At 65.5% G+C, this 18,935-nt stretch carries 17 protein-coding genes; 4 read left to right on the top strand and 13 right to left on the bottom strand.

Going from position 1 to position 18,935, the window contains the following annotated elements; genetic code table 11:
* Nucleotides 1–252 precede the first annotated feature (252 nt).
* Nucleotides 253–1,254 (top strand): LacI family DNA-binding transcriptional regulator, encoded by a 1,002-nt coding sequence (locus KHY18_RS10165; RefSeq protein WP_213298876.1) that lies wholly within the window; start codon nucleotides 253–255, stop codon nucleotides 1,252–1,254.
* Between the two features lie 10 nt (nucleotides 1,255–1,264).
* On the opposite strand, the gene KHY18_RS10160 is transcribed toward KHY18_RS10165, so the two are convergent.
* Together KHY18_RS10160 and KHY18_RS10155 are read right to left on the bottom strand one after the other, a co-directional pair.
* Nucleotides 1,265–2,251 (bottom strand): Bug family tripartite tricarboxylate transporter substrate binding protein, encoded by a 987-nt coding sequence (locus KHY18_RS10160; protein ID WP_213298873.1) that lies wholly within the window; start codon nucleotides 2,249–2,251, stop codon nucleotides 1,265–1,267.
* Nucleotides 2,252–2,282: 31 nt separating this feature from the next.
* Complete coding sequence (locus tag KHY18_RS10155) at nucleotides 2,283–3,380, bottom strand: mandelate racemase/muconate lactonizing enzyme family protein (RefSeq protein ID WP_213298870.1); 1,098 nt, start codon at nucleotides 3,378–3,380, stop codon at nucleotides 2,283–2,285.
* 91 nt (nucleotides 3,381–3,471) lie between these two features.
* Here KHY18_RS10155 and KHY18_RS10150 point away from each other — a divergent pair, with 91 nt between their 5' ends.
* The gene (locus KHY18_RS10150) at nucleotides 3,472–4,374 is read left to right on the top strand and encodes a LysR family transcriptional regulator (protein ID WP_213298867.1); all 903 of its coding nucleotides are present in this window, start codon (nucleotides 3,472–3,474) and stop codon (nucleotides 4,372–4,374) included.
* Here the strand turns inward: KHY18_RS10150 and phaR are convergent.
* The 8 genes from phaR to KHY18_RS10110 form a co-directional block, all read right to left on the bottom strand.
* Nucleotides 4,371–4,904 (bottom strand): polyhydroxyalkanoate synthesis repressor PhaR, encoded by a 534-nt coding sequence (gene phaR, locus KHY18_RS10145; RefSeq protein WP_349630269.1) that lies wholly within the window; start codon nucleotides 4,902–4,904, stop codon nucleotides 4,371–4,373. The two genes, KHY18_RS10150 and phaR, sit on opposite strands and share 4 nt — an antisense overlap.
* Nucleotides 4,905–5,050: 146 nt before the next feature.
* Nucleotides 5,051–6,679 (bottom strand): SpoVR family protein, encoded by a 1,629-nt coding sequence (locus KHY18_RS10140; protein WP_213298862.1) that lies wholly within the window; start codon nucleotides 6,677–6,679, stop codon nucleotides 5,051–5,053.
* Nucleotides 6,676–7,947, bottom strand: a complete 1,272-nt coding sequence (locus KHY18_RS10135; RefSeq protein ID WP_213298859.1) for a YeaH/YhbH family protein — start codon at nucleotides 7,945–7,947, stop codon at nucleotides 6,676–6,678. The genes KHY18_RS10140 and KHY18_RS10135 overlap by 4 nt, the downstream gene beginning before the upstream one ends.
* A gap of 45 nt (nucleotides 7,948–7,992) precedes the next feature.
* The gene (locus KHY18_RS10130; RefSeq protein ID WP_213298856.1) at nucleotides 7,993–9,915 is read right to left on the bottom strand and encodes a PrkA family serine protein kinase; all 1,923 of its coding nucleotides are present in this window, start codon (nucleotides 9,913–9,915) and stop codon (nucleotides 7,993–7,995) included.
* A 200-nt stretch (nucleotides 9,916–10,115) separates the two neighbouring features.
* On the bottom strand, nucleotides 10,116–11,396 hold the full coding sequence (locus KHY18_RS10125; RefSeq protein WP_213298853.1) for a TRAP transporter large permease: 1,281 nt from the start codon (nucleotides 11,394–11,396) through the stop codon (nucleotides 10,116–10,118).
* A complete protein-coding gene (locus KHY18_RS10120) occupies nucleotides 11,393–11,968 on the bottom strand; it encodes a TRAP transporter small permease (RefSeq protein ID WP_213298849.1) in 576 nt (191 codons plus the stop codon). Before KHY18_RS10120 ends, KHY18_RS10125 begins: the two co-directional genes overlap by 4 nt.
* 66 nt (nucleotides 11,969–12,034) lie before the next feature.
* Complete coding sequence (locus KHY18_RS10115) at nucleotides 12,035–12,478, bottom strand: type II 3-dehydroquinate dehydratase (protein ID WP_213298846.1); 444 nt, start codon at nucleotides 12,476–12,478, stop codon at nucleotides 12,035–12,037.
* Between the two features lie 7 nt (nucleotides 12,479–12,485).
* Nucleotides 12,486–13,487 (bottom strand): TRAP transporter substrate-binding protein, encoded by a 1,002-nt coding sequence (locus tag KHY18_RS10110; RefSeq protein WP_213298843.1) that lies wholly within the window; start codon nucleotides 13,485–13,487, stop codon nucleotides 12,486–12,488.
* 177 nt (nucleotides 13,488–13,664) lie between these two features.
* Between KHY18_RS10110 and KHY18_RS10105 the strand changes: the two genes are divergently transcribed.
* Nucleotides 13,665–14,447 (top strand): IclR family transcriptional regulator, encoded by a 783-nt coding sequence (locus KHY18_RS10105; RefSeq protein WP_213298840.1) that lies wholly within the window; start codon nucleotides 13,665–13,667, stop codon nucleotides 14,445–14,447.
* A gap of 337 nt (nucleotides 14,448–14,784) precedes the next feature.
* Here KHY18_RS10105 and KHY18_RS10100 read toward each other — a convergent pair whose 3' ends face one another.
* Nucleotides 14,785–16,293, bottom strand: coding sequence for an aminotransferase-like domain-containing protein (locus tag KHY18_RS10100; protein ID WP_213298837.1), 1,509 nt, complete (start codon nucleotides 16,291–16,293; stop codon nucleotides 14,785–14,787).
* Nucleotides 16,294–16,498: 205 nt separating this feature from the next.
* Here KHY18_RS10100 and KHY18_RS10095 point away from each other — a divergent pair, with 205 nt between their 5' ends.
* On the top strand, nucleotides 16,499–16,843 hold the full coding sequence (locus tag KHY18_RS10095; RefSeq protein ID WP_213298834.1) for a hypothetical protein: 345 nt from the start codon (nucleotides 16,499–16,501) through the stop codon (nucleotides 16,841–16,843).
* A gap of 3 nt (nucleotides 16,844–16,846) precedes the next feature.
* Here KHY18_RS10095 and KHY18_RS10090 read toward each other — a convergent pair whose 3' ends face one another.
* Both KHY18_RS10090 and KHY18_RS10085 read right to left on the bottom strand, forming a co-directional pair.
* A complete protein-coding gene (locus tag KHY18_RS10090) occupies nucleotides 16,847–18,235 on the bottom strand; it encodes a sensor histidine kinase (RefSeq protein ID WP_213298831.1) in 1,389 nt (462 codons plus the stop codon).
* Nucleotides 18,232–18,924 carry a response regulator transcription factor gene (locus KHY18_RS10085; RefSeq protein ID WP_213298828.1) on the bottom strand — a complete coding sequence of 231 codons (693 nt, stop codon included), beginning with the start codon at nucleotides 18,922–18,924 and terminating at the stop codon, nucleotides 18,232–18,234. The genes KHY18_RS10090 and KHY18_RS10085 overlap by 4 nt, the downstream gene beginning before the upstream one ends.
* Between the last annotated feature and the right edge of the window lie 11 nt (nucleotides 18,925–18,935).

Raw genomic sequence — 18,935 nt, 5'->3', positions numbered from 1 at the left:
TGTCTCCGATATGTTCCGGGCAAGCATCGAGGCTTGGCCCGATTATGAAATGATGGCCAGATAACGTTAACATTCACGCAAGATCAGATTGTTAACGTGAACATTCGCGTTCGAATCGGTGTTTACCCTTGGAATGAGCGGATTCCCCAAGCTGCGCCCGCCTGGGACGGCCATTCTTACTGCATACAATCGCGCCAGCCCCATGGCGCGGCGGCCACACCGGCTGCGGCGCCTGCCGTGGCGTCAACAGGAATGAATTTGTCCAACAAGCCCGCTACCGTTCAAGATGTCGCCACCCTCGCGGGGGTTTCCGCGATGACGGTCTCGCGCGCGCTGAATGCGCCCGACAAGGTCACGCCGGATACGCTGGCGCGGGTCAGGGTCGCGGTCGACACGCTGGGCTATGTGCCCAATGCCATGGCCAGCGGCCTGCGCACCGCGCGCGCGCGCATGGTCGCAGCGCTGCTGCCCACGCTGGTCGGCCCGGTGTTCCAGGAACTGGTCGAGTCGCTGGCCGAATCGCTCAAGCGCAGCGGCTACCAGCTGATGATCGGCCAGGCCGGCTACGACGCGGCGCAGGAAGAAGCGCTGATCAAGACCATCATCCAGCGCCGGCCCGACGGCATCGTGCTGGTCGGCGCGGCCTCGTCCGCGGGCGGACGCAGCGCCCTGCTCGCGTCCAGAATTCCGGTCGTGGAAACCTGGGACTTCAGCGACAACCCCATCGACATGCTGGTCGGTTTTTCGCATGTCGCGATTGGCGAATCCGTCGCCGAGTTCCTGCACGCACGCGGCCACCGGCATGTGGCCATCATCACCGGCGACGACGCGCGTGCGCGCGCGCGCGCCGCGGCCTTCATCGCGCGTTCCCAGGCGCTGGGCGCGCAGTCGGCGCAGTGCTTCTTCACCAAGGCTCCGAGCACCATGGGCGCGGGACGCAAAGCCCTGGCGTCGCTGATACAGACCACGCCCGAGATCTCCGCGGTGTTCTGCAGTTCGGACAGCCTGGCGCTGGGCGCGGCCATCGAAGCCCAGCACCAGGGCCTGCGCGTGCCGGACCAGCTGGCCATCGTGGGCATGGGCGATCAGAGCTTTGCCCAGGATGCGCAGCCCGCGCTGACGACGGTGCGGCTCGACGGCACGCGCATCGGCGAAATCGCGGCCGAACTCATGATCGCGCGCGCCGAGGGCCGCCCCGTTGAGAGTCCGGTGGTCGATGTCGGCTTTCATATCGTCGTCAGGGACAGCACGTAAGAGCCGCCGCTCACTCAGGCCGTATGCCGCCCTTGCGTATCACTTCGGTCCACTTCGCGACCTCTTCCTGAATGCGTTGCGCGAACTCGGCCGGCGTGCTGCCCACGGGCTCGAAGCCCATGGACTTGAGCCGCATCTGCATCTCGCCCTGGCGAATGGAGGCGCGCAAGGCCTTGGCAATCTTGTCGACTGCGGCAGCGGGAATGCCTTTGGGCGCGATCAGGCCGAACAGCGGCATGATGTCCACGCCCGGCAGCTTGGCTTCGGTGAACGTGGGCACGTCGGGCAGCTGCGCCGCGCGCTGCGGCCCGGTCACGGCCAGCGCGCGCAGCTTGCCGGCCTTGATGTGCTCGGCCAGCGTGGGCACGGTGGCGAAAGCGAACTGCACCTGGCCGCCCAGCAGATCGGAAATCACCGTGCCGCCGCCCTTGTAGGGAATGTGAATCACCTTGAGCCCGGCCTGCTGCGCCAGCTGTTCGCCCGCGAGGTGCGGGCCGCTGCCCACGCCCGCCGAGCCATAGGCCAGCGTGCCGGGTTCGGCCCTGGCCTTGGCGAGGAAACCGGCCAGGTCCTTGACCGGCACCGAAGGGTGCGTGACCAGCACGAACTGCGCGCTGGCGATCTGGCTGATCGGCGTGAAGTCCTTTTGCGTGTCGTAGGTCAGGCGCGTGCCCAGCAAGCCGGGGTTGATGGTGAACGTGCTGTCTATCATGCCCAGCGTATAGCCGTCGGCCTCAGCCTGCGCGAGCGCGCGCGTGCCTATGGTCGTGCCGCCCCCGCCCTTGTTGTCGACGATGAACGACTGGCCCAGCGCCTGCTGCAGTGCCTGGCCCGCGAGCCGGCCCAGATTGTCGGTGGCACCGCCCGCGGGATAGGGAACGATGATGCGCACGGTCTTGTCGGGATAGGCGCCCGTGCTGGCCAGCGCCCAGGGCGCGGCGCTGCCCAGCGCCAGGCCTGCGCAGTGGCTGATGAAAGTGCGGCGGTTGTTGTGCATGTCTTGTCTCCTTTTTTGAATTCTTGAAAGCTCAGTGCGCGTAGCGGCCCTGGGCCAGTTCGGCCTCGGGGTCGGCGCCCAGGCCCGGGCCGTCAGGCACCTGCAGCCAGCCCTGCTCTATCGGCAGCGTGCGGCCGTAGGGCACATGGGCGAGTTCCACATACAGGCGCTCCAGCGACACTTCGGTCTGCTGCGCGGCGATCAGGTGCAGGCTCGCCAGAAAGCCCGGCCCGAAGAATGCCACCTGGGGCGCGCAGGTCACGCGCGTGCCTTCGCAGGCGCGCGCAATATCCCATGCGGCCGTGAGCCCCAGCTTGATGACGCTGGGCTGAACGTATTGCACGGTGGCGTTCTCCACCATGCGCTGCAGCGCCAGCGCGCAGCTCGCGTTCTCGCCCACGGCCAGCGGCACGGGGACGCGTTCGCGCAGCGCGGCCAGCGCCTGGTCGTTTTCGGGCGTCCAGATCGGCTCCTCAATCCAGAATGGCTTGTACGGCAGCATTTCGGTGATCGCGGCTTCGGCTTCGCCGGGCAGCCAGGCGCAGTTGGTGTCGACCATCACCGGCACATCGGGGCCCACGGCCCGGCGCACCGCGGCCAGCGCGGGCGCGGTGCGCTCGTGCAGCTTGATCTCGGTATAGCCTTCGGCGAGCGCGCGCTGGGTCACCTGCGCGAGCAGGGCGCCGTCGGCGTAGTACTGCAGCAGCGAGGCATAGACGCGCACGCGGTCGCGGCGCTTGCCGCCCAACAGTTCATACAACGGCACCCCTGCCCTTTTGGCGCGCAGATCCCACAGCGCGATGTCCAGCCCGGCAAGCGCATGCACCACGGGGCCCGAGCGCCCCAGGTTGTGCAGCGTACGTTGCATCGACGGCAGCAGCGCCGGATCGTCGGCTTGCTTTCCGCAGGCCAGCGGCGCGATCAGGGTCTCGAAGATCGCCTGCAGCGCGCGCGGCTCGACGCAGTACGACTCGCCCCAGGCGACCGTGCCGTCGCTGGTCTCGACGCGCACCAGAGCGCTGTCGAGCTTGTCGCGCGGCCGGCCCGCGAACAGCGGCGGCTCGCTCCAATGATGGAAAGGCAGGCGCATGGGAATGCAGGTGATCGAGGCGATGGCGTTGGCGCTCATGGAGGGGACCGAAGATGACAGATCGCCCATTCTTGGCGCAGCGCAGCCTATGGTCAAATAGCTAAATACACTGTTTTCATACGAATTTCATATGCTGAGTCGACGAGAGCTTTTGCTGCTGCGCGCCATGTACCAACAGGGCACGGTGACCGCCGCCGCGCATTCCATCCACATGACGCAGCCCGCGGCCAGCGCGCTGCTCAAGGACATGGAGACGCGGCTGGGCTTTGCGCTGTTCAGCCGCGAGAACCGGCGCCTGCATCTGACCAGCCAGGGCCGCTCGCTGATTCCCGAAGTGCTCAATGCGCTGTCGGGCATGGAGTCCGTGGACCGCCTGGCCAGCGATATCCGCAAGGGAGCGTCGGACCGGCTCAGCGTGGGTGCGGTCGCCGTGGCCTCGTCGATGCTGCTGCCCCAGGCCCTGGTCGCGGTGCGCCGCGCCTACCCGGGCATCACGTTCACGGTGCGCGCGGGCTCGGGCCTCGAAATCATGGAAATGGCCGTGGACCACCGCATCGACCTGGGCATCGTGATCGGCTCGTCGGCGCCCAATGAACGGGTGCACAAGGAGCCGCTGGCCGCGGTGAGCCTGTTCGCCGTCTTGCACCCCGACCACCCGCAGGCCCGGGCCGAAACGCTGACGCTGGCCCAGGTCGCGGCGCTGGGCCTGATCGCGCTGTCGCCCGCGCTGCCTGCAGGGCTGGCGACGCAGCAGGCCTTCCAGGACAACGGCCTCGACTACCGCCCGCTGATGGAAGTCGCGCAGTCGTTCACGGCCTGCGAACTCGCGGGCGAACAACTGGGCGTGGCCGTGGTGGAATCTTTGGGCGCGCGCTATGCGCAGCGCATGGGCCTGGTCGCCAGGCATTTGCGCACCATGGACGATTCGGCGCTGTCGCTGGTGAGCCCCAAGGACCGACCGCTCGAAGGGCCGGGGCAATGCCTGCGCGAGGCATTGCGGGTGGCGGTGAGGGGGTTGGTGCCCGGCGCCTAGCGCTTCAACCCCATGGCCTCGAGCATCTGCTCGGTCTGCTTTTGCATCTGCTCCTGCATCTGCGTGAGCATGGTCTGCGACTGGCCCAGGTAGTTGCCGACCATGCCTTGCATCAGCCCGGGCTGCATGCGCACGAACTGGTTCCACATTTCGGGCGTCGCGCCCTGCTCCACCATGCGGGCCTGGAAGTCGCTGAACATCTGCACGTTCTTCTCGAGGCTCGCGCCCATGCTGCCTTGCATCGCATGGCCGTAGAAACGGATGATGTTGGCAAGCACGGCTTCGGTGAACATCGGCGCGCCGCCGGCTTCTTCCTCGAGAATGATCTGCAGCAGGATGCTGCGCGTGAGGTCGTCGCCGGTCTTGGCGTCGCGCACCACGAGCTGCTCGTTGGACATGACCAGCGCCTTGACTTCCGACAGCGTGATGTAGGTGGAGGTGTCCGTGTCGTAGAGCCTGCGATTCGGGTACTTCTTGATGACGCGCGGCCGGGGCTTGGCGGGGGCGTTCGGTGTCTGGTTCTCTTGCACGGCTGACTCCTCTGGGGCATGGCGCCCCGGCTTGCACTGCAGCAGCGATTTTAGACATACCCCACGCCAGGCTTGCGCAGAACTTACCCTGAGCATGCAAAAGCCCGCAGAGCCCGACGCGGCCCATGAACGCGCTCCCGCAAGGCTCAGCTGGACGGCGGCGGCACCGAATGCACCAGCACGGGCGACTCGCCGTCGCCGTTGACGCTTTCGAGCTGCACGCCAAAGCCCCACAGCCGCGCCGCGTGCTTGAGCACCTCCTGCACATCGTCGGTCAGCGGCCGGCCCTGGTGGCGCGTATGGCGCAGCGTGAGGCCGCGGTCGCCGCGCAGGTTCACGTTCCAGACCTGGATATTGGGCTCGCGCGCGCCCAGGTCGTACTGCTGCGACAGCGTCTGGCGCAGCGTGCGGTAGCCGTCGTCATTGTGGATGGCGCTGACGACCAGCTCGCGCTGGCTGGAATCGTCGTGGATGGAGAACAGCCGCATGTCGCGCATCAGCTGCGGGCTCAGGTACTGGCCCACAAAGCTTTCGTCCTTGAAGTTCTGCATCGCGTGGTGCAGCGCGGGCAGCCAGGGCGTGCCGGCCATGTCGGGGAACCAGCGCCGGTCTTCGTCGGTCGGCTCCTGGCAGATGCGGCGGATGTCGCGGTACATCGCAAAGCCCAGCGCATAGGGGTTGATGCCGTTGTAGGCGCGGTGGCCGGCCGGCGGCTGGTAGATGACGTTGGTGTGCGACGCCAGCCACTCGATCATCACGCCGTCGGTGAGCCAGCCTTCGTCGTACATGGTGTTGAGCAGCGTGTAGTGCCAGAACGTGGCCCAGCCTTCGTTCATCACCTGGGTCTGGCGCTGCGGGTAGAAGTACTGGGCGATCTTGCGCACGATGCGCACGATTTCACGCTGCCAGGGCTCCATCAGCGGCGCGTTCTTCTCGACGAAGTACAGCAGGTTCTCTTCGGGCTCCTTGGGAAAGCGCTCGTTTTCCTGGGCCGCATTGTCCTTGCCGGGGCGCGTGGGCAGCGTGCGCCACAGCACGTTGACCTGCTGCTGGGCATAGGCCTCGCGCTGCTCGCGCTCGGTGCGTTCGCGCGCCAGGCTCTTCTTGCTCGGGCGACGGTAGCGGTCCACACCCAGATTGGACAGCGCATGGCAGGAATCGAGCCACTGCTCCACGGTCTCCACGCCATGGCGCTCCTCGCACTGGGCGACGAAATCGCGCGCATAGACCAGGTAGTCGATGATGCCGCCCGCATCCGTCCACATGCCGAACAGGTAGTTGTTCTTGAAGAAGCTGTTGTGGCCGTAGGCCGCGTGGGCGATCACCAGCGCCTGCATGGCCGTGGTGTTTTCCTCCATCAAGTAGCTGATGCAGGGGTTGGAGTTGATCACGATCTCGTAGGCCAGGCCCATGTGGCCGCGGCGGTAGCGCCGCTCGGTGGCGAGGAAGTCCTTGCCGTAGCTCCAGTGGCGGTAGCCCACGGGCATGCCCGCGCTGGAGTACGCGTCCATCATCTGCTCGGCCGAGATCACTTCGAGCTGGTTCGGGTAGGTGTCGAGGCCGAAGCGCCCCGCGGTGTCGGCGATCGCCGCGTGGTAGCGCTCGATCAGCTCGAACGTCCAGTCGCTGGGATCGGGCAGCGGCTGCGCCGGGCGCTTGCCCGCGGGCAGCGGCGTGGTGGGCACGCCGCGCTGAAGGCGGTCGGCCGTGCCCGACGGGCGCCAGATTTGCGGGCCTGCGCGCGGCGCGAGCACCGGGTATTGAGAAAGGTTCATACAGCAACCCCCTCTTTCTTGAACAGATCGCGAAACACCGGGTAGATATCGCCGGGCACCGACACCTTGCGCAGCGCAAAGTGCGAGAACTGGCGCGCAATCTGACTGTACTCCTGCCACAGGCTCTGCTCTTCCTGCACCACTTGCACATAGGCGTAATAACGCACCAGCGGCAGGATCTTCTCGACCAGCAGATTGCGGCAGTTGCCCACGTCGTCGTTGAAGTTGTCGCCGTCGCTGGCCTGGGCCACGTAGATGTTCCAGTCGCCCGCGGGGTAGCGCGCACGGATGATCTGGTCGAGCAGCACCAGCGCGCTGCTCACTATCGTGCCGCCGGTTTCCTGCGAGTGAAAGAACTCGTCCTCGCTCACTTCCGCCGCCTGGGTGTGGTGGCGTATGAAGACGATTTCTATCTTCTCGTAGTGGCGCGTGAGAAACAGGTACAGCAGGATGAAGAAGCGCTTGGCCAGCTCCTTGCGCGCCTGGTCCATGGAGCCCGACACGTCCATCAGGCAGAACATCACGGCCTGGCTGCTGGGTACGGGCACGCGCGTGCGGCTGCGAAAGCGCAGGTCTATGGGATCGAGAAACGCGACCTTGCCTATGCGCGCCTGCAGCGCGGTGATGCGCTGCTGCAGTTCGGCCAGCACTTCGCTGGTGCCGTCGTCCTGCGCCAGCAGCGCTTCGAGCTGGGCCTGCAAGGTCTTGAGCTCGCGCTGTGGCGCCTTGGTCAGCGCGATGCGCCGGCCCAGTGCGCCGCCCATGGTGCGCAGCAACGCCAGGTTCTGCGGCGTGCCGTCGTGGCTGTAGCCCGCGCGGCGCAGGCGGAACTGCTGGGTGCTGGCGATATGGGTGCGCAGCAGCCGCGGCAGCGCCAGGTCTTCAAAGAACAGTTCCATGAACTCTTCCTTGGACAGCGTGAACGTGAAGTCGTCCTCACCCTCGCCGCTGTCGCTGGCCTGCGAGCCCGAGCCGCTGCCCGCGCCGCCCTGCGGCCTGGCGATGCGGTCGCCGCGCACATGGTCGCTGTTGCCCGGGTGCACGGTGTCGGAGATGCCGCCCTGGCCGTGGCGGAATAGGGGCTCGCGGATGTCCTTGCGCGGAATGGTGATGCTCTCGGCCTGCTCGATATGGCGGATGTCGCGCTTGCCCACGGCACGCTGCACCGCCTCGGCGATCTGCTGCTTGTAGCGGCGCACGAAGCGCTCGCGGTTGCCCACCGACTTGTTCTTGCCGGAGAGCCTGCGGTCAATGATATGCAATGCCATCTTAGCTCCCTCCATGGACGGACGCGCGCTGCGCGCGCGCCCCGCTCAGCTGCTTTTGCGCACGCGCAGGTACCACTCGCACAGCAGGCGCACCTGCTTGGGCGTGTATCCCTTGGCTTCCATGCGCATGACGAAATCTTCGTGCTTGCGCGCGTCCTCGGCGTTGGCCTTGGCGTTGAAGCTGATCACGGGCAGCAGCTCCTCGGTGTTGGAGAACATCTTCTTCTCTATCACCAGACGCAGCTTCTCATAGCTGGTCCACGCCGGGTTCTTGCCTTGGTTGTTGGCGCGCGCGCGCAACACGAAGTTGACGATCTCGTTGCGGAAGTCCTTGGGATTGGCCACGCCCGCGGGCTTCTCGATCTTCTCGAGCTCGGCATTGAGCGCGGCGCGATCGAAAGCCTCGCCGGTGTCGTTGTCGCGGTACTCGTTGTCCTGTATCCAGTAGTCGGCGTAGGTGACGTAGCGGTCGAAGATGTTCTGGCCGTACTCGCTGTAGCTTTCGAGGTAGGCCGTCTGGATCTCCTTGCCGATGAACTCGGCGTAGTGCGGCGACAGGTACTCCTTGATGAAGCCGGTGTACTTGGTCTCGAGCTCGGCGGAGAACTGCTCGCGCTCGATCTGCTGCTCCAGCACGTACATCAGGTGCACGGGATTGGCCGCGACTTCGGTGCTGTCGTAGTTGAACACCCGCGACAGGATCTTGAACGCAAAGCGCGTGGAGATGCCCGACATGCCTTCGTCGACGCCCGCGAAATCGCGGTACTCCTGGTAGCTCTTGGCGCGCGGGTCGGTGTCCTTGAGGCTTTCGCCGTCATAGACCTGCATCTTGCTGAAGATGCTCGAGTTCTCGGGCTCCACCAGGCGCGTGAGCACCGCGAACTGGGCCATCATCTTGAGCGTGCCGGGCGCGCAGACGGCGTTGGCCAGCGACGACTCGCGAATCAGCTTCTCATAGATCTTCACTTCCTCGGATACGCGCAGGCAGTACGGCACCTTGACGATGTAGATGCGATCGAGAAACGCCTCGTTGTTGCGGTTGTTGCGAAACGCCTTCCACTCGCTCTCGTTGCTGTGCGCCAGCACCATGCCGTCGAAGGGAATCGCGCCAAAGCCTTCCGTGCCCTTGTAGTTGCCTTCCTGCGTCGCGGTGAGCAGCGGGTGCAGCACCTTGATGGGCGCCTTGAACATTTCGACGAATTCGAGCAGGCCCTGGTTGGCCAGGCACAGGCCGCCCGAGTAGCTGTAGGCGTCGGTATCGTCCTGGGCGAAGTTCTCGAGCTTGCGGATATCGACCTTGCCCACCAGGCTGGAAATGTCCTGATTGTTCTCGTCGCCGGGCTCGGTCTTGGCGATGCCGACCTGCTTGAGAATGCTGGGGTAGCGCTTGACGACGCGGAACTGGCGGATATCGCCGCCCAGCTCCTCGAGCCGCTTGACGGCCCAGGGCGACAAAACATGCGACAGCGCGCGCCGCGGAATGCCGAACTGTTCTTCGAGCACCGGCCCGTCTTCTATGGGGTCGAACAGGCCCAGCGGCGACTCGTTCACCGGCGAACCCTTGAGCGCGTAGAACGGCACCTTCTGCATCAGGTACTTGAGGCGTTCCGCAATGGAGCTCTTGCCGCCGCCCACCGGGCCCAGCAGATAGAGAATCTGCTTGCGCTCTTCGAGCCCCTGGCCCGCATGGCGGAAGAAGCTCACCACCTGCTCTATCGAGTCTTCCATGCCGTAGAACTCGGCAAAGGCGGGATAGCGGCGGATCAGTTTGTTGGCGAACAGGCGCGACAGCCGCGGGTCGCTGCGCGTGTCGACCATGACGGGCTCGCCCATGGCCAGCAGCATGCGCTGGGCGGCACTTTCATACGCGGTCGGATCACGCAGGCAAAGCGCCAGGTATTCGTCGACCGACATCTCCTCTTCGCGCAGACGAACGTACCGCGCAGCCGAATTGCTGATGACATCCATACGACCTCCCGTGGCAACACCCAAAGGCGAAAAGTGCCGCTAAGTTGCAAGGCATTCGCTTGCCGTATGTTGCTGTTGTAGCACCTGGACGCCGGTTTGAATAGACCATTTATTGCATAACGCTGCAACCTGTGGGTTGGAGGACAAAGCCTTGCAATGAATGCGTGCCGCGCCGGGCCCCGGACCGGCGCGGCAGACGATCAGCGATAGAAGAATTTCGCCGGGCCCGTGACCAGCCACGGGAACAGCACCATCGCAAACATCATCGCGAACTGCGCGAGCATGAAAGGCACGACGCCGCGCGTGACATCGTCCATCGACATCTTGCCCACGCCCGCGACCACATTGAGCACCGTTCCCACGGGCGGCGTCACCAGGCCTATCGAGTTGTTGATGATGAACATCACGCCGAAGTAGACAGGGTCGATTCCGGCCGCGTTCACCACGGGCATCAGCACCGGCGTCAGGATCAGAATGGTCGGCGTCATGTCCATCGCCGTGCCCACCAGCATCACCAGCACCATGATCGCCATCATCAGCAGCACCTTGTTGTCCATGAACGGCTGCAGCAGCGCCACGACTTTCGAAGGCAGATCGGCGACGGTGATCAGCCAGGCGCTGACCATGGCCGCGGCGATCAGGAACATCACGATGGCGCTGGTCTTGGCCGCGGCAACGAAGATGCCGTAGAGCTTGGCCCAGGTGATCTCGCGGTAGATCACCGCCGAGACGAACAGCGCATAGACCGCGGCCACCACGGCGGCTTCGGTGGGCGTGAACACGCCCATGCGCAGACCCACCAGAATGATCACCGGCAGCAGCAGGGCCCAGAACGCCTTGCGCGCGGCGAGCAGGATTTCTGCGCTCGACTTGCGCGGCGGCGGCACGATCTTTTCCTTGCGCACCAGGTAGGCCCAGGTGACCCACAGCGCGCCGCCGATCAGCAGCCCGGGCACGATGGCCGCGAGAAACAGCTTGGAGATCGACACGTTGGCGGCGACACCGAAGATCACCAGGCCGATGCTGGGCGGAATCACGGGGCCGATCACGCCGGTCGCGGCGATCAGGCCGCCGGCGCGCGCCTTGTCGTGGCCGGCCTTGGTCATCATCGGCAGCAGCAGCGCGGTGAGTGCCGCGGCATCGGCCACGGCCGAACCCGACAGCGCCGACAGCAGGCAGCCGGCCATGATGGTCACGTAGCCCAGGCCGCCCTTCACATGGCCGACCAGCGCCAGCGCGAAGTCGACGATGCGCCGCGACAGGCCGCCGACGTTCATGATTTCGCCGGCCAGCATGAAGAACGGCACGGCCAGCAGCGGGAAGCTGTCGGCGCCGCCGATCAGGTTCTGCGCCAGAATCTGCGGATCGAACAGATCGAGATGCCACATCAGCGCCACGCCGCTGGCCAGCAGCGAGAACGCAATCGGAATGCCCATGGCCATGGCCAGCAGCAGTGCGCCCACAAATACGAAGATCGTCATTTTTCGCCTTTCCCGGGCGCGGGCGCATCGCCGCCCTGCGCCGCCAAAATCTGCTGCAACTGCACCGCTTCTTCCGATTCCTGCACCATCACCAGTTCCTCTTCGCTCATCTTTCCCGTGACCAGCCGCAGCAGATCGAGCAGCATCAGAAAGCCCGCGCAGACCGCGAACACCACGCAGGAGAGATAGACGATGGCCATGGACGCGCCTGTCGTGGGCGCCGTGACGTCCCAGTTGATGCGCGCCTGGGCGATGCTGCCCTGCAGCAGCAGCCACAGGATGTAGAGCATCAGCAGGTGGCCCAGCCCCAGGCAGATCTTCTTGCCCAGGGGCGGCAGGCGCTGCACCACCATGTCGACGCCCAGATGGCCGTGCTCGCGCAGCGCGACGATGGCGCCGAGAAACGTCATCCAGATGAAGAGCCAGCGCGACACTTCCTCGGAGACGGTGATGCCCGAATTGAACAGATAGCGCAACACCACGTTGCCGAACACCAGCACCACCATCACGGCGAGCATGGCGGCTATCACCCCTTCGAGACCGCGGCAGGCGCGATCGATCCAACGATTCATGTCATTCCCCTTGCGTGATGGGGCCGCGGCCCCGCAGCCCTTCTCGGGGCGGCGGGGGCCGCGGCGTCAGGCCTTGGCTTCGCGCAGGCTGTCGACCAGCGCGCGCAGGCCGGCGAAGTAGGAATGCGGGCCAAAGCCCTGCACCGTGGCCTTGACCGCGGGCGAGATGATCGAATGCACGCGCCAGGCTTCACGCGCGGCGATGTTCGACATGTGCACTTCGATCACCGGGAAAGGCATGGCCTTGATCGCATCGTGCAGCGGCACGCCATGCTGCGTGAGGCCGGCCGGGTTCACCAGCGCGCCCTGGGCGCTGTCGATGTTGGCGTGCAGGAAATCGATCAGCGCGCCTTCGTGGTTCGACTGCATGATGTCGAGCGTCACGCCCAGCTCCTGGGCGAGCTTTTCGAGGCGCTCGTTGATCTGCACCAGCGTGGTCGTGCCGTAGATATGCGGTTCACGCCGTCCGAACAGGTTCAGATTGGGACCGTTGAGAACAAGAATTTTCATGCGATGCTCACTTGCGGATGCGGGCCAGTTCGTCGTTGTAGAGCTTGACGATGGCGGGGTCGTAGGTCGCGGCGAAACGGTCGATCACGGGCTTGGCGATCTGCTGCATGCGCGCCTGTTCGGCGGCCGACAGCTCGTTGTATTGCAGGCCCTTGGCCTGCAGTTCGCCCACGGCCTTTTGCGCGGCCGCGCGGCTGACCTGGCGCTGGTAGCCGCGCGACTCGTTCGCGGCCTCGTTCATCATCTTCTGCTCGGCCGGCGTCAGCTGGTCCCAGAACTTCTTGCTGACCAGCACGATGTTGGCCGCGTAGACATGGTTGGTCGCGCTGACGAACTTCTGCACTTCGTAGAACTTGTTCGACAGGATCACGGCGAACGGGTTTTCCTGGCCGTCGACGGCCTTGGCTTCGAGCGCGCCATAGAGTTCGGCGAACGGCATGGGCACGGGGTTGGCCTTGAACGCCTTGAAGGTATCGAGGAACACCGGGTTGGGAATCACGCGCAGCTTGAGGCCGTCGAAGTCTTCGGGCTTGGTGATCGCGCGCTTGCTGTTGGTGACGTTGCGAAAGCCCAGGTCCCAGTAGCCGAGAGCGACCAGGCCTTTTTCGGGCAGCTTGGCGATCAGCGCCTGGCCCAGCGGACCGTCGAGCAGCGCATCGGCCTGGGCGTAGTTGGCGACCGAGAACGGGAAATCGACCAGGCCGAATTCCTTGATGATGCCGGCCAGCGACGTGGTGGCCGGCGCCGACATCTGCTGCACGCCGCCTTGCAGCGCCGATTGCTGCTGCATCTCGTTGCCCAGCTGCGAGGCCGGGAACTCCATGACCTTCATCTTGCCGCCGCTCTTGGTGGCGAGGATTTCACCAAAGCGCTTGACGCCGAAACTCACCGGATGGTCGGCATTGTTCAAGTGACCAAAGCGGATCACGCGCTCTTGCTGCGCGCTCGCAGGCAAGGCAAAAAGCAGGGACAGGCCGGCGGCCAGAGCGATACGGGCAGGAATGCGCATAAAACACCTCCAAGGAAAAATCAACGGACAGGACCGGGCAGGCCCAGCGATTGATACCGATGGTAATTAAAAAGTGGAAACTGATTCCACAGTAGAAACCCTTTATCATTTATCAAAAATTTCTCGTACAAATCAGCAGATGGCACCCGTCTGCCCCCCGCTTGAAAGTCGCACCGCATGAGCAATATCCTTGAACGCAGTTTCAAAGTCCTGGAACATCTGGCCGTTCATCCCGAAGGCAAAGCCATTTCCAGTCTGTCCACCGAACTGGACATGCCGCTGAGCGCCACGCACCGGCTGCTCGCCGAGCTCAGCCGCTGCGGCTATGTGCGCCAGGAGCACAGCCAGGGCAACTACATGCTGACCATCAAGCTGGTCTCGCTGGGCCTGGGTTTTCTGAGCGCCAGCGGCATCGTCGACATCGCCCAGCCGCTGCTCGACCGCCTGGCCGGCGAATCCGGCGAGCTGGTGCGCCTGGGTGTGGTCGACGGCGATGAGCTGACGTTCGTCGCCAAGGCCCAGGGCGCGCTGCGCGGCCTGCGCTATGACCCGGACATGGGGCTGTCGGTCAATCTGTCATGCAGCGCTGCCGGCCATGCCTGGCTCGCGACCATGAGCGACGAACAGGCGCTGGCCCTGGTGTCGCGCCAGGGCTTCGGCCAGCCGCAGGACTTCGGCCCGAATGCGCCGACCACGGTCAAGGCCTTGCTGGCCCACCTCGAAGCCACGCGCCTGCACGGCTTCAGCCGCATCGTCGAAGTCTTCGCCCCCGGCATGAGCGCCATGGCCGCGCCGATTCGCCGCGGCAACGGCCCGGTCATCGGCGTAGTGACCATCGCCGGCCCGCTGATGCGCCTGACCGAGGAGCGCATGGCGGCGCTGGGCCCGGCGCTGCTGCAGACCACGCAGGAGTTGGCGATGACCAGCAGCGGGTCGGCGCTGCTCAAGAATCGGGGGTGAGTGGAGCGGCCTGTGACTCTTTTTTGAGTACAGGCCGCTCACCCTTCGACGCGGCCGGCGAGGCAGGCTCTCAAGAAACAGCTTTCCTTCAACTAAATCAATGACTTAGAAGGTGGTCGGCTTGGGCAAACGGCGGCAAAACTGTGACCCGTTCGTGGTGAGCCTGTCGAACCATGAACGGCCTGTCCTCATGCCTCGAGCGCAGGCCGTTCACCCTTCGACAGGCTCAGGGCGAACGGAAAAAATCAGCGCACGATATTCCGAACCCGTTCATGGTGAGCGCCCCTGGCCGGGCGCGTCGAACCGTGAGCGTCCTGCCCTCAAGCAAGAATGACACTCACCCGCGCGCGCCCTGCCCCAGCTGCGCGCAGGCCATCGCCCCCAGCGTTCGGCACACCTGCTCCATCGCGGGCGTGACGGGATGCGTGCAGGCCAGACGCAGGCAGTGTTCGTAGCGGCCCGAGTTGGAGAACATGCTGCCCGGCGCAATGCGTATGCCCTGGGCCAGGGCCTCGGTGAACAGCGCGGCGCTCGAAAAACCTTCGGGCAGTTCCAGCCACAGGCACAGGCCGCCGGGCGGCAGGCTCAGGCGCGTGCCCAGCGGAAAGTAGCGCGCCACCAGCCGCGCCATGCCTTCGCGCTGGGTGCGCAGCTGCTGTTTGAGCTTGACCAGGCTGCGCTGGTGCGTGGGCGAGCCCAGCACTTCGGCGACCACCAGCTGGCCCAACGTCTGCGTGTTGCGGCTCTGGGCGAACTTGAGCATCTGCACGCGGCCATGCCAGCGCCCGCCGTTCATCCAGCCCTGGCGCAGGCCCGGAGCCAGGCTCTTGTTGAACGCCTGGCAATAGATCACATGGCCCGACGTGTTGTCCCAGGCCTTGAGCGGCTTGACCACCTGATCGGTTTCGACGAACAGGCCATACGAATCGTCTTCGATCAAGGCCGCGCCATGGGCCGCGCACAGCGCCACCATGCGCGCCTTGTGCGCGTCGGGCATGCGCGCGCCCAGCGGCATCTGCAACTCGGGCACGACCACCACGGCCTTCAGGCGCGGCTGGGTCTGGAACGCGAGTTCGAGCGCTTCGATCGACATGCCCGTGCGCGGGCTGCAGGGAATTTCCAGCGTCTGCAGCTGCAGCGACTCGACGACTTGCAGCAGGCCGTAGTAGGTGGGCGACTCGACGGCCACCATGTCGCCGGGCGCGCACACCGCGGCCAGGGCCAGCGCCACGGCTTCCGAATTGCCGGTGGTGGCCAGCACATCGACGGGCGCCACGCGAATGCCCGAGGCCAGCGCGCGCCGCGCCATGGCCTGCTGGAAATCGGGGTGGTTGCCCTGATTCGCCAGCAGTGAACGGCCCTGCACCAGCAGCGTGGGGTCGTCGCGCAGCAGCTTGGCGACGATGCGGTTGAGGTAGTGGTGATCGAACAGTCCCGGCGGCGGCGTGCAGCCGCCGATGTCGGTATGCACCTGCGCCTGGCGGCCCTGCTCCAGCAGCAACGAGATATGCGCGTTGATGCCTATGAAATGCGCCTGATCGATGCCTTCGACGGGCTGGCTCAGATCGGGTTCGCTGTTGGGCGCGAGCGCGCCGCCATGGGCGCTGCGCACGAAATAGCCCACGCGCTCGCGCGCCTCCAGATGGCCCGCGGCTTCGAGGTGGCGCAGCATCTGCAGGGCCGTCGACAGGCTCACGGTGTGGCGGCGCATCACTTCGCGCACCGAAGGCATGCGCTCGCCGACTTGCAGCGCGCCCATGGCCATTGCATGCGCGTAATCGGCCGCAATGCGCTGGTACAGCGGCAGCGAGGCGTCGGAAGTCGGTTCGGCGAGGGGCAGCAGCATGGGGCATGGAACAAGAGAGCTCAGGCATTGCATCATGCCTGTTCCGGCTGTTCTGGAACAGATACAGATTCAGTCTTGACCGACCAGAACAGACGAGCACAAGCTGCGCTGCTGCGGTCGACAAGGCCGGCTGCTGTGTCTGTTATGCAAACAGCGACGGACTTACGCTTGCAGCACCGAAACAGCACACCGAACGAGTCCTCGCATGCAACACTCCGCCCCCGCTCCTGCCCTTGCGCCACTGGCCTGCGGCCAGACCCTGACCCGCGCTTTTGCCGCGGGTGATGAACTGTTCTGTGCCAGCGGCACGCTGCAGCTGAACACGTCGGCGCTGGCCGGCATCGAGGCCATGGCCGGGCTGCAACTGCGGCTGCAGGCCGGCCAGAGCTGGCGCGCCCCCGCGCCGCTGCGGCTGCAAATCATGGCGCTGGGCGGCCCGGCCCAGCTGCGCTGCAGCCCGGCGCCCGCGCCCCTGGCCGAGCCGGCGAGCCCGGACTGGCGCGCGCGCGTGGCCGCCTTTTTCAGCACGCGGCGCACGCTGCGGACCTGAGTCCTAGGCGCGCTCCACGCCGGGCACGGCCGGCAGGCGCAGCTGCACTTCAAAACCCGGTGTGAGATTGGTGAAGTGCAAGCTGCCGTTGTGCAATTGCACGATCGCCTGCACGCTCGACAGTCCCAGGCCGTGGCCGGGCTGGCGCTCGTGGGCGCGGTAGAAGCGGTCGGTGATGTGCGGCAGCCGCTCCGCGGGCACGCCCGGGCCGTTGTCCTGCAGGCGCAGATCAATCATGTCGCCGTCCTGCCGGGCCGTGATGCGCAAGTGGCCGCCGTCCTGCTGGCACGCGTACTTGAGCGCGTTCTCGACCAGGTTGGCGAGCGCATTGGCCAGCAGATCGGCATCGGCCAGCGCGCACGGATGGCCCTCGACCACGACTTCGAGATGGGAGCCCGTTTCCTCGGCAACCGGCGCGTAGAGATCGGCAATGTCGGCCAGCAGGCCCTGCATGTCGACCACGCCGAACTCCTGGCGGCGCATGCCCGATTCGAGTTCGGCAATCTGCAGCAGCTTGTCGAACACCGTGCCCAGGGCCTGCACTTCCTGCTCCAGGTGTTCGAGCAGGCGCTGCTGTTCATTGCCGTCCAGATGGCGCGCGCTGCGCAGCTGCAGCAGCACTCTGGTGAGCGGCGTGCGCAGGTTGTGGGCAATGGTGTTGGAGACATGGCGCACGCCGTCCATCAGCAGCTCGATCTGGTCGAGCATCTTGTTGATGTCGCGGCCCAGGCGGGTGAACTCGTCTTCGTCGTCGGACAATGGAATGCGCTGGCCCAGATCGCCGTTCGCGACCTGCAGCATGGTGTGACGTATGCTGGCCGCGCGGTCATCGACCAGCCGCCCGAAACCTATGCTGCCCCAGATCGCCAGGATCACGACGATCACCGCCGCGGTCAGGCTGGCGTTCATGAAACGTTGCTCTATGTCCTGCAGCGCATCCATGTCGCTGCCGACCACCAGCAGATTGCCGCTGGGCAATTGCGACACCGCCACGCGCCCCGTCATTCTGCGGCCATAGCGTTCTAGCGGCAGCTCGCGCAGGCCGAAAGTGCTCATGCGGCGATCGCGCAGCACGCGCGCATTGCCTATGAGTACGTTTCCGTCGCGATCGGTGAGGATGGCGATTTCCGTCTGGCTGTCGACGCCGTCGCTGAGCAGGCGGCTGATTTCGTTGGACAGCGACTCTTCGCCGTAATGCAGCGCATGCTGCTCCAGGCGCTGCAAATCCATCTTGGCTTCACGGTCCATGCGCTGGCTGAACACGCTGACCATCTGCACATAGAAGATGGTCAGCACCACCACCAGCGTCAGCAGCAGCAGGCCGCCGTAGCTCAGCGCCAGACGAAAGGCAATGGAACTCCAGGGACGCCTGGCCGCGTTCATCAGGCTCATAGCCCGGGTGTCTGGGTCGAGAGGCAATAGCCCACGCCGCGCACGGTGTGGATCAGCGGCTGCTCGAAGCCTTTGTCGACCTTGTTGCGCAGCCGGCTGATGTGCACGTCGATCACATTGGTCTGCGGATCGAAGCGGTAATCCCAGACCGACTCCAGCAGCATGGTGCGCGTGACGGTGTGGTCGACATGGCGCGCCAGGAAAGCCAGCAGGCGAAACTCGCGCGGCTGCAGTTGCAGCGTGCGCCCGCCGCGTTCGGCATGGCGGCTCAGCAGATCGAGCCGCAGATCGCCTACTTCGAGCACGGGCACGGGCGCGGTCGATTGCACGCGGCGCAGCAGCGCTTCGATCCGCGCCTGGAGTTCGGAGAACGCGAACGGCTTGGTCAGGTAGTCGTCGCAGCCGGCCTTGAGGCAGCGCACGCGCTCGTCGGTCGCCGACAGCGCGCTGAGCACCAGCACGGGCGTGGTGTTGCCCATGCCGCGCAGCGCCTGCAGGATCTTGATGCCGTCGAAACCGTCGGGCAGCATGCGATCGAGCACGATCGCATCCCAGTGGCCCGTCACGGCCTGGGTCAGCCCCTGCACCCCGTCGGGGCAGACGCAGACTTCGGCTTGCAGTTCACGCATGCCTTCGGCCAGAAAGCGGGCGTTCTGGGTGTCGTCTTCGATGATGAGAAAGCGCGGCATGGGCTGGGGTG

The organism is Acidovorax sp. CCYZU-2555 (assembly GCF_018413525.1).
GTDB lineage: Bacteria > Pseudomonadota > Gammaproteobacteria > Burkholderiales > Burkholderiaceae_C > Comamonas.
The sequence above is the reverse complement of the archived record's forward strand: the minus strand, read 5'-3'. Positions and strand labels throughout refer to the sequence as shown.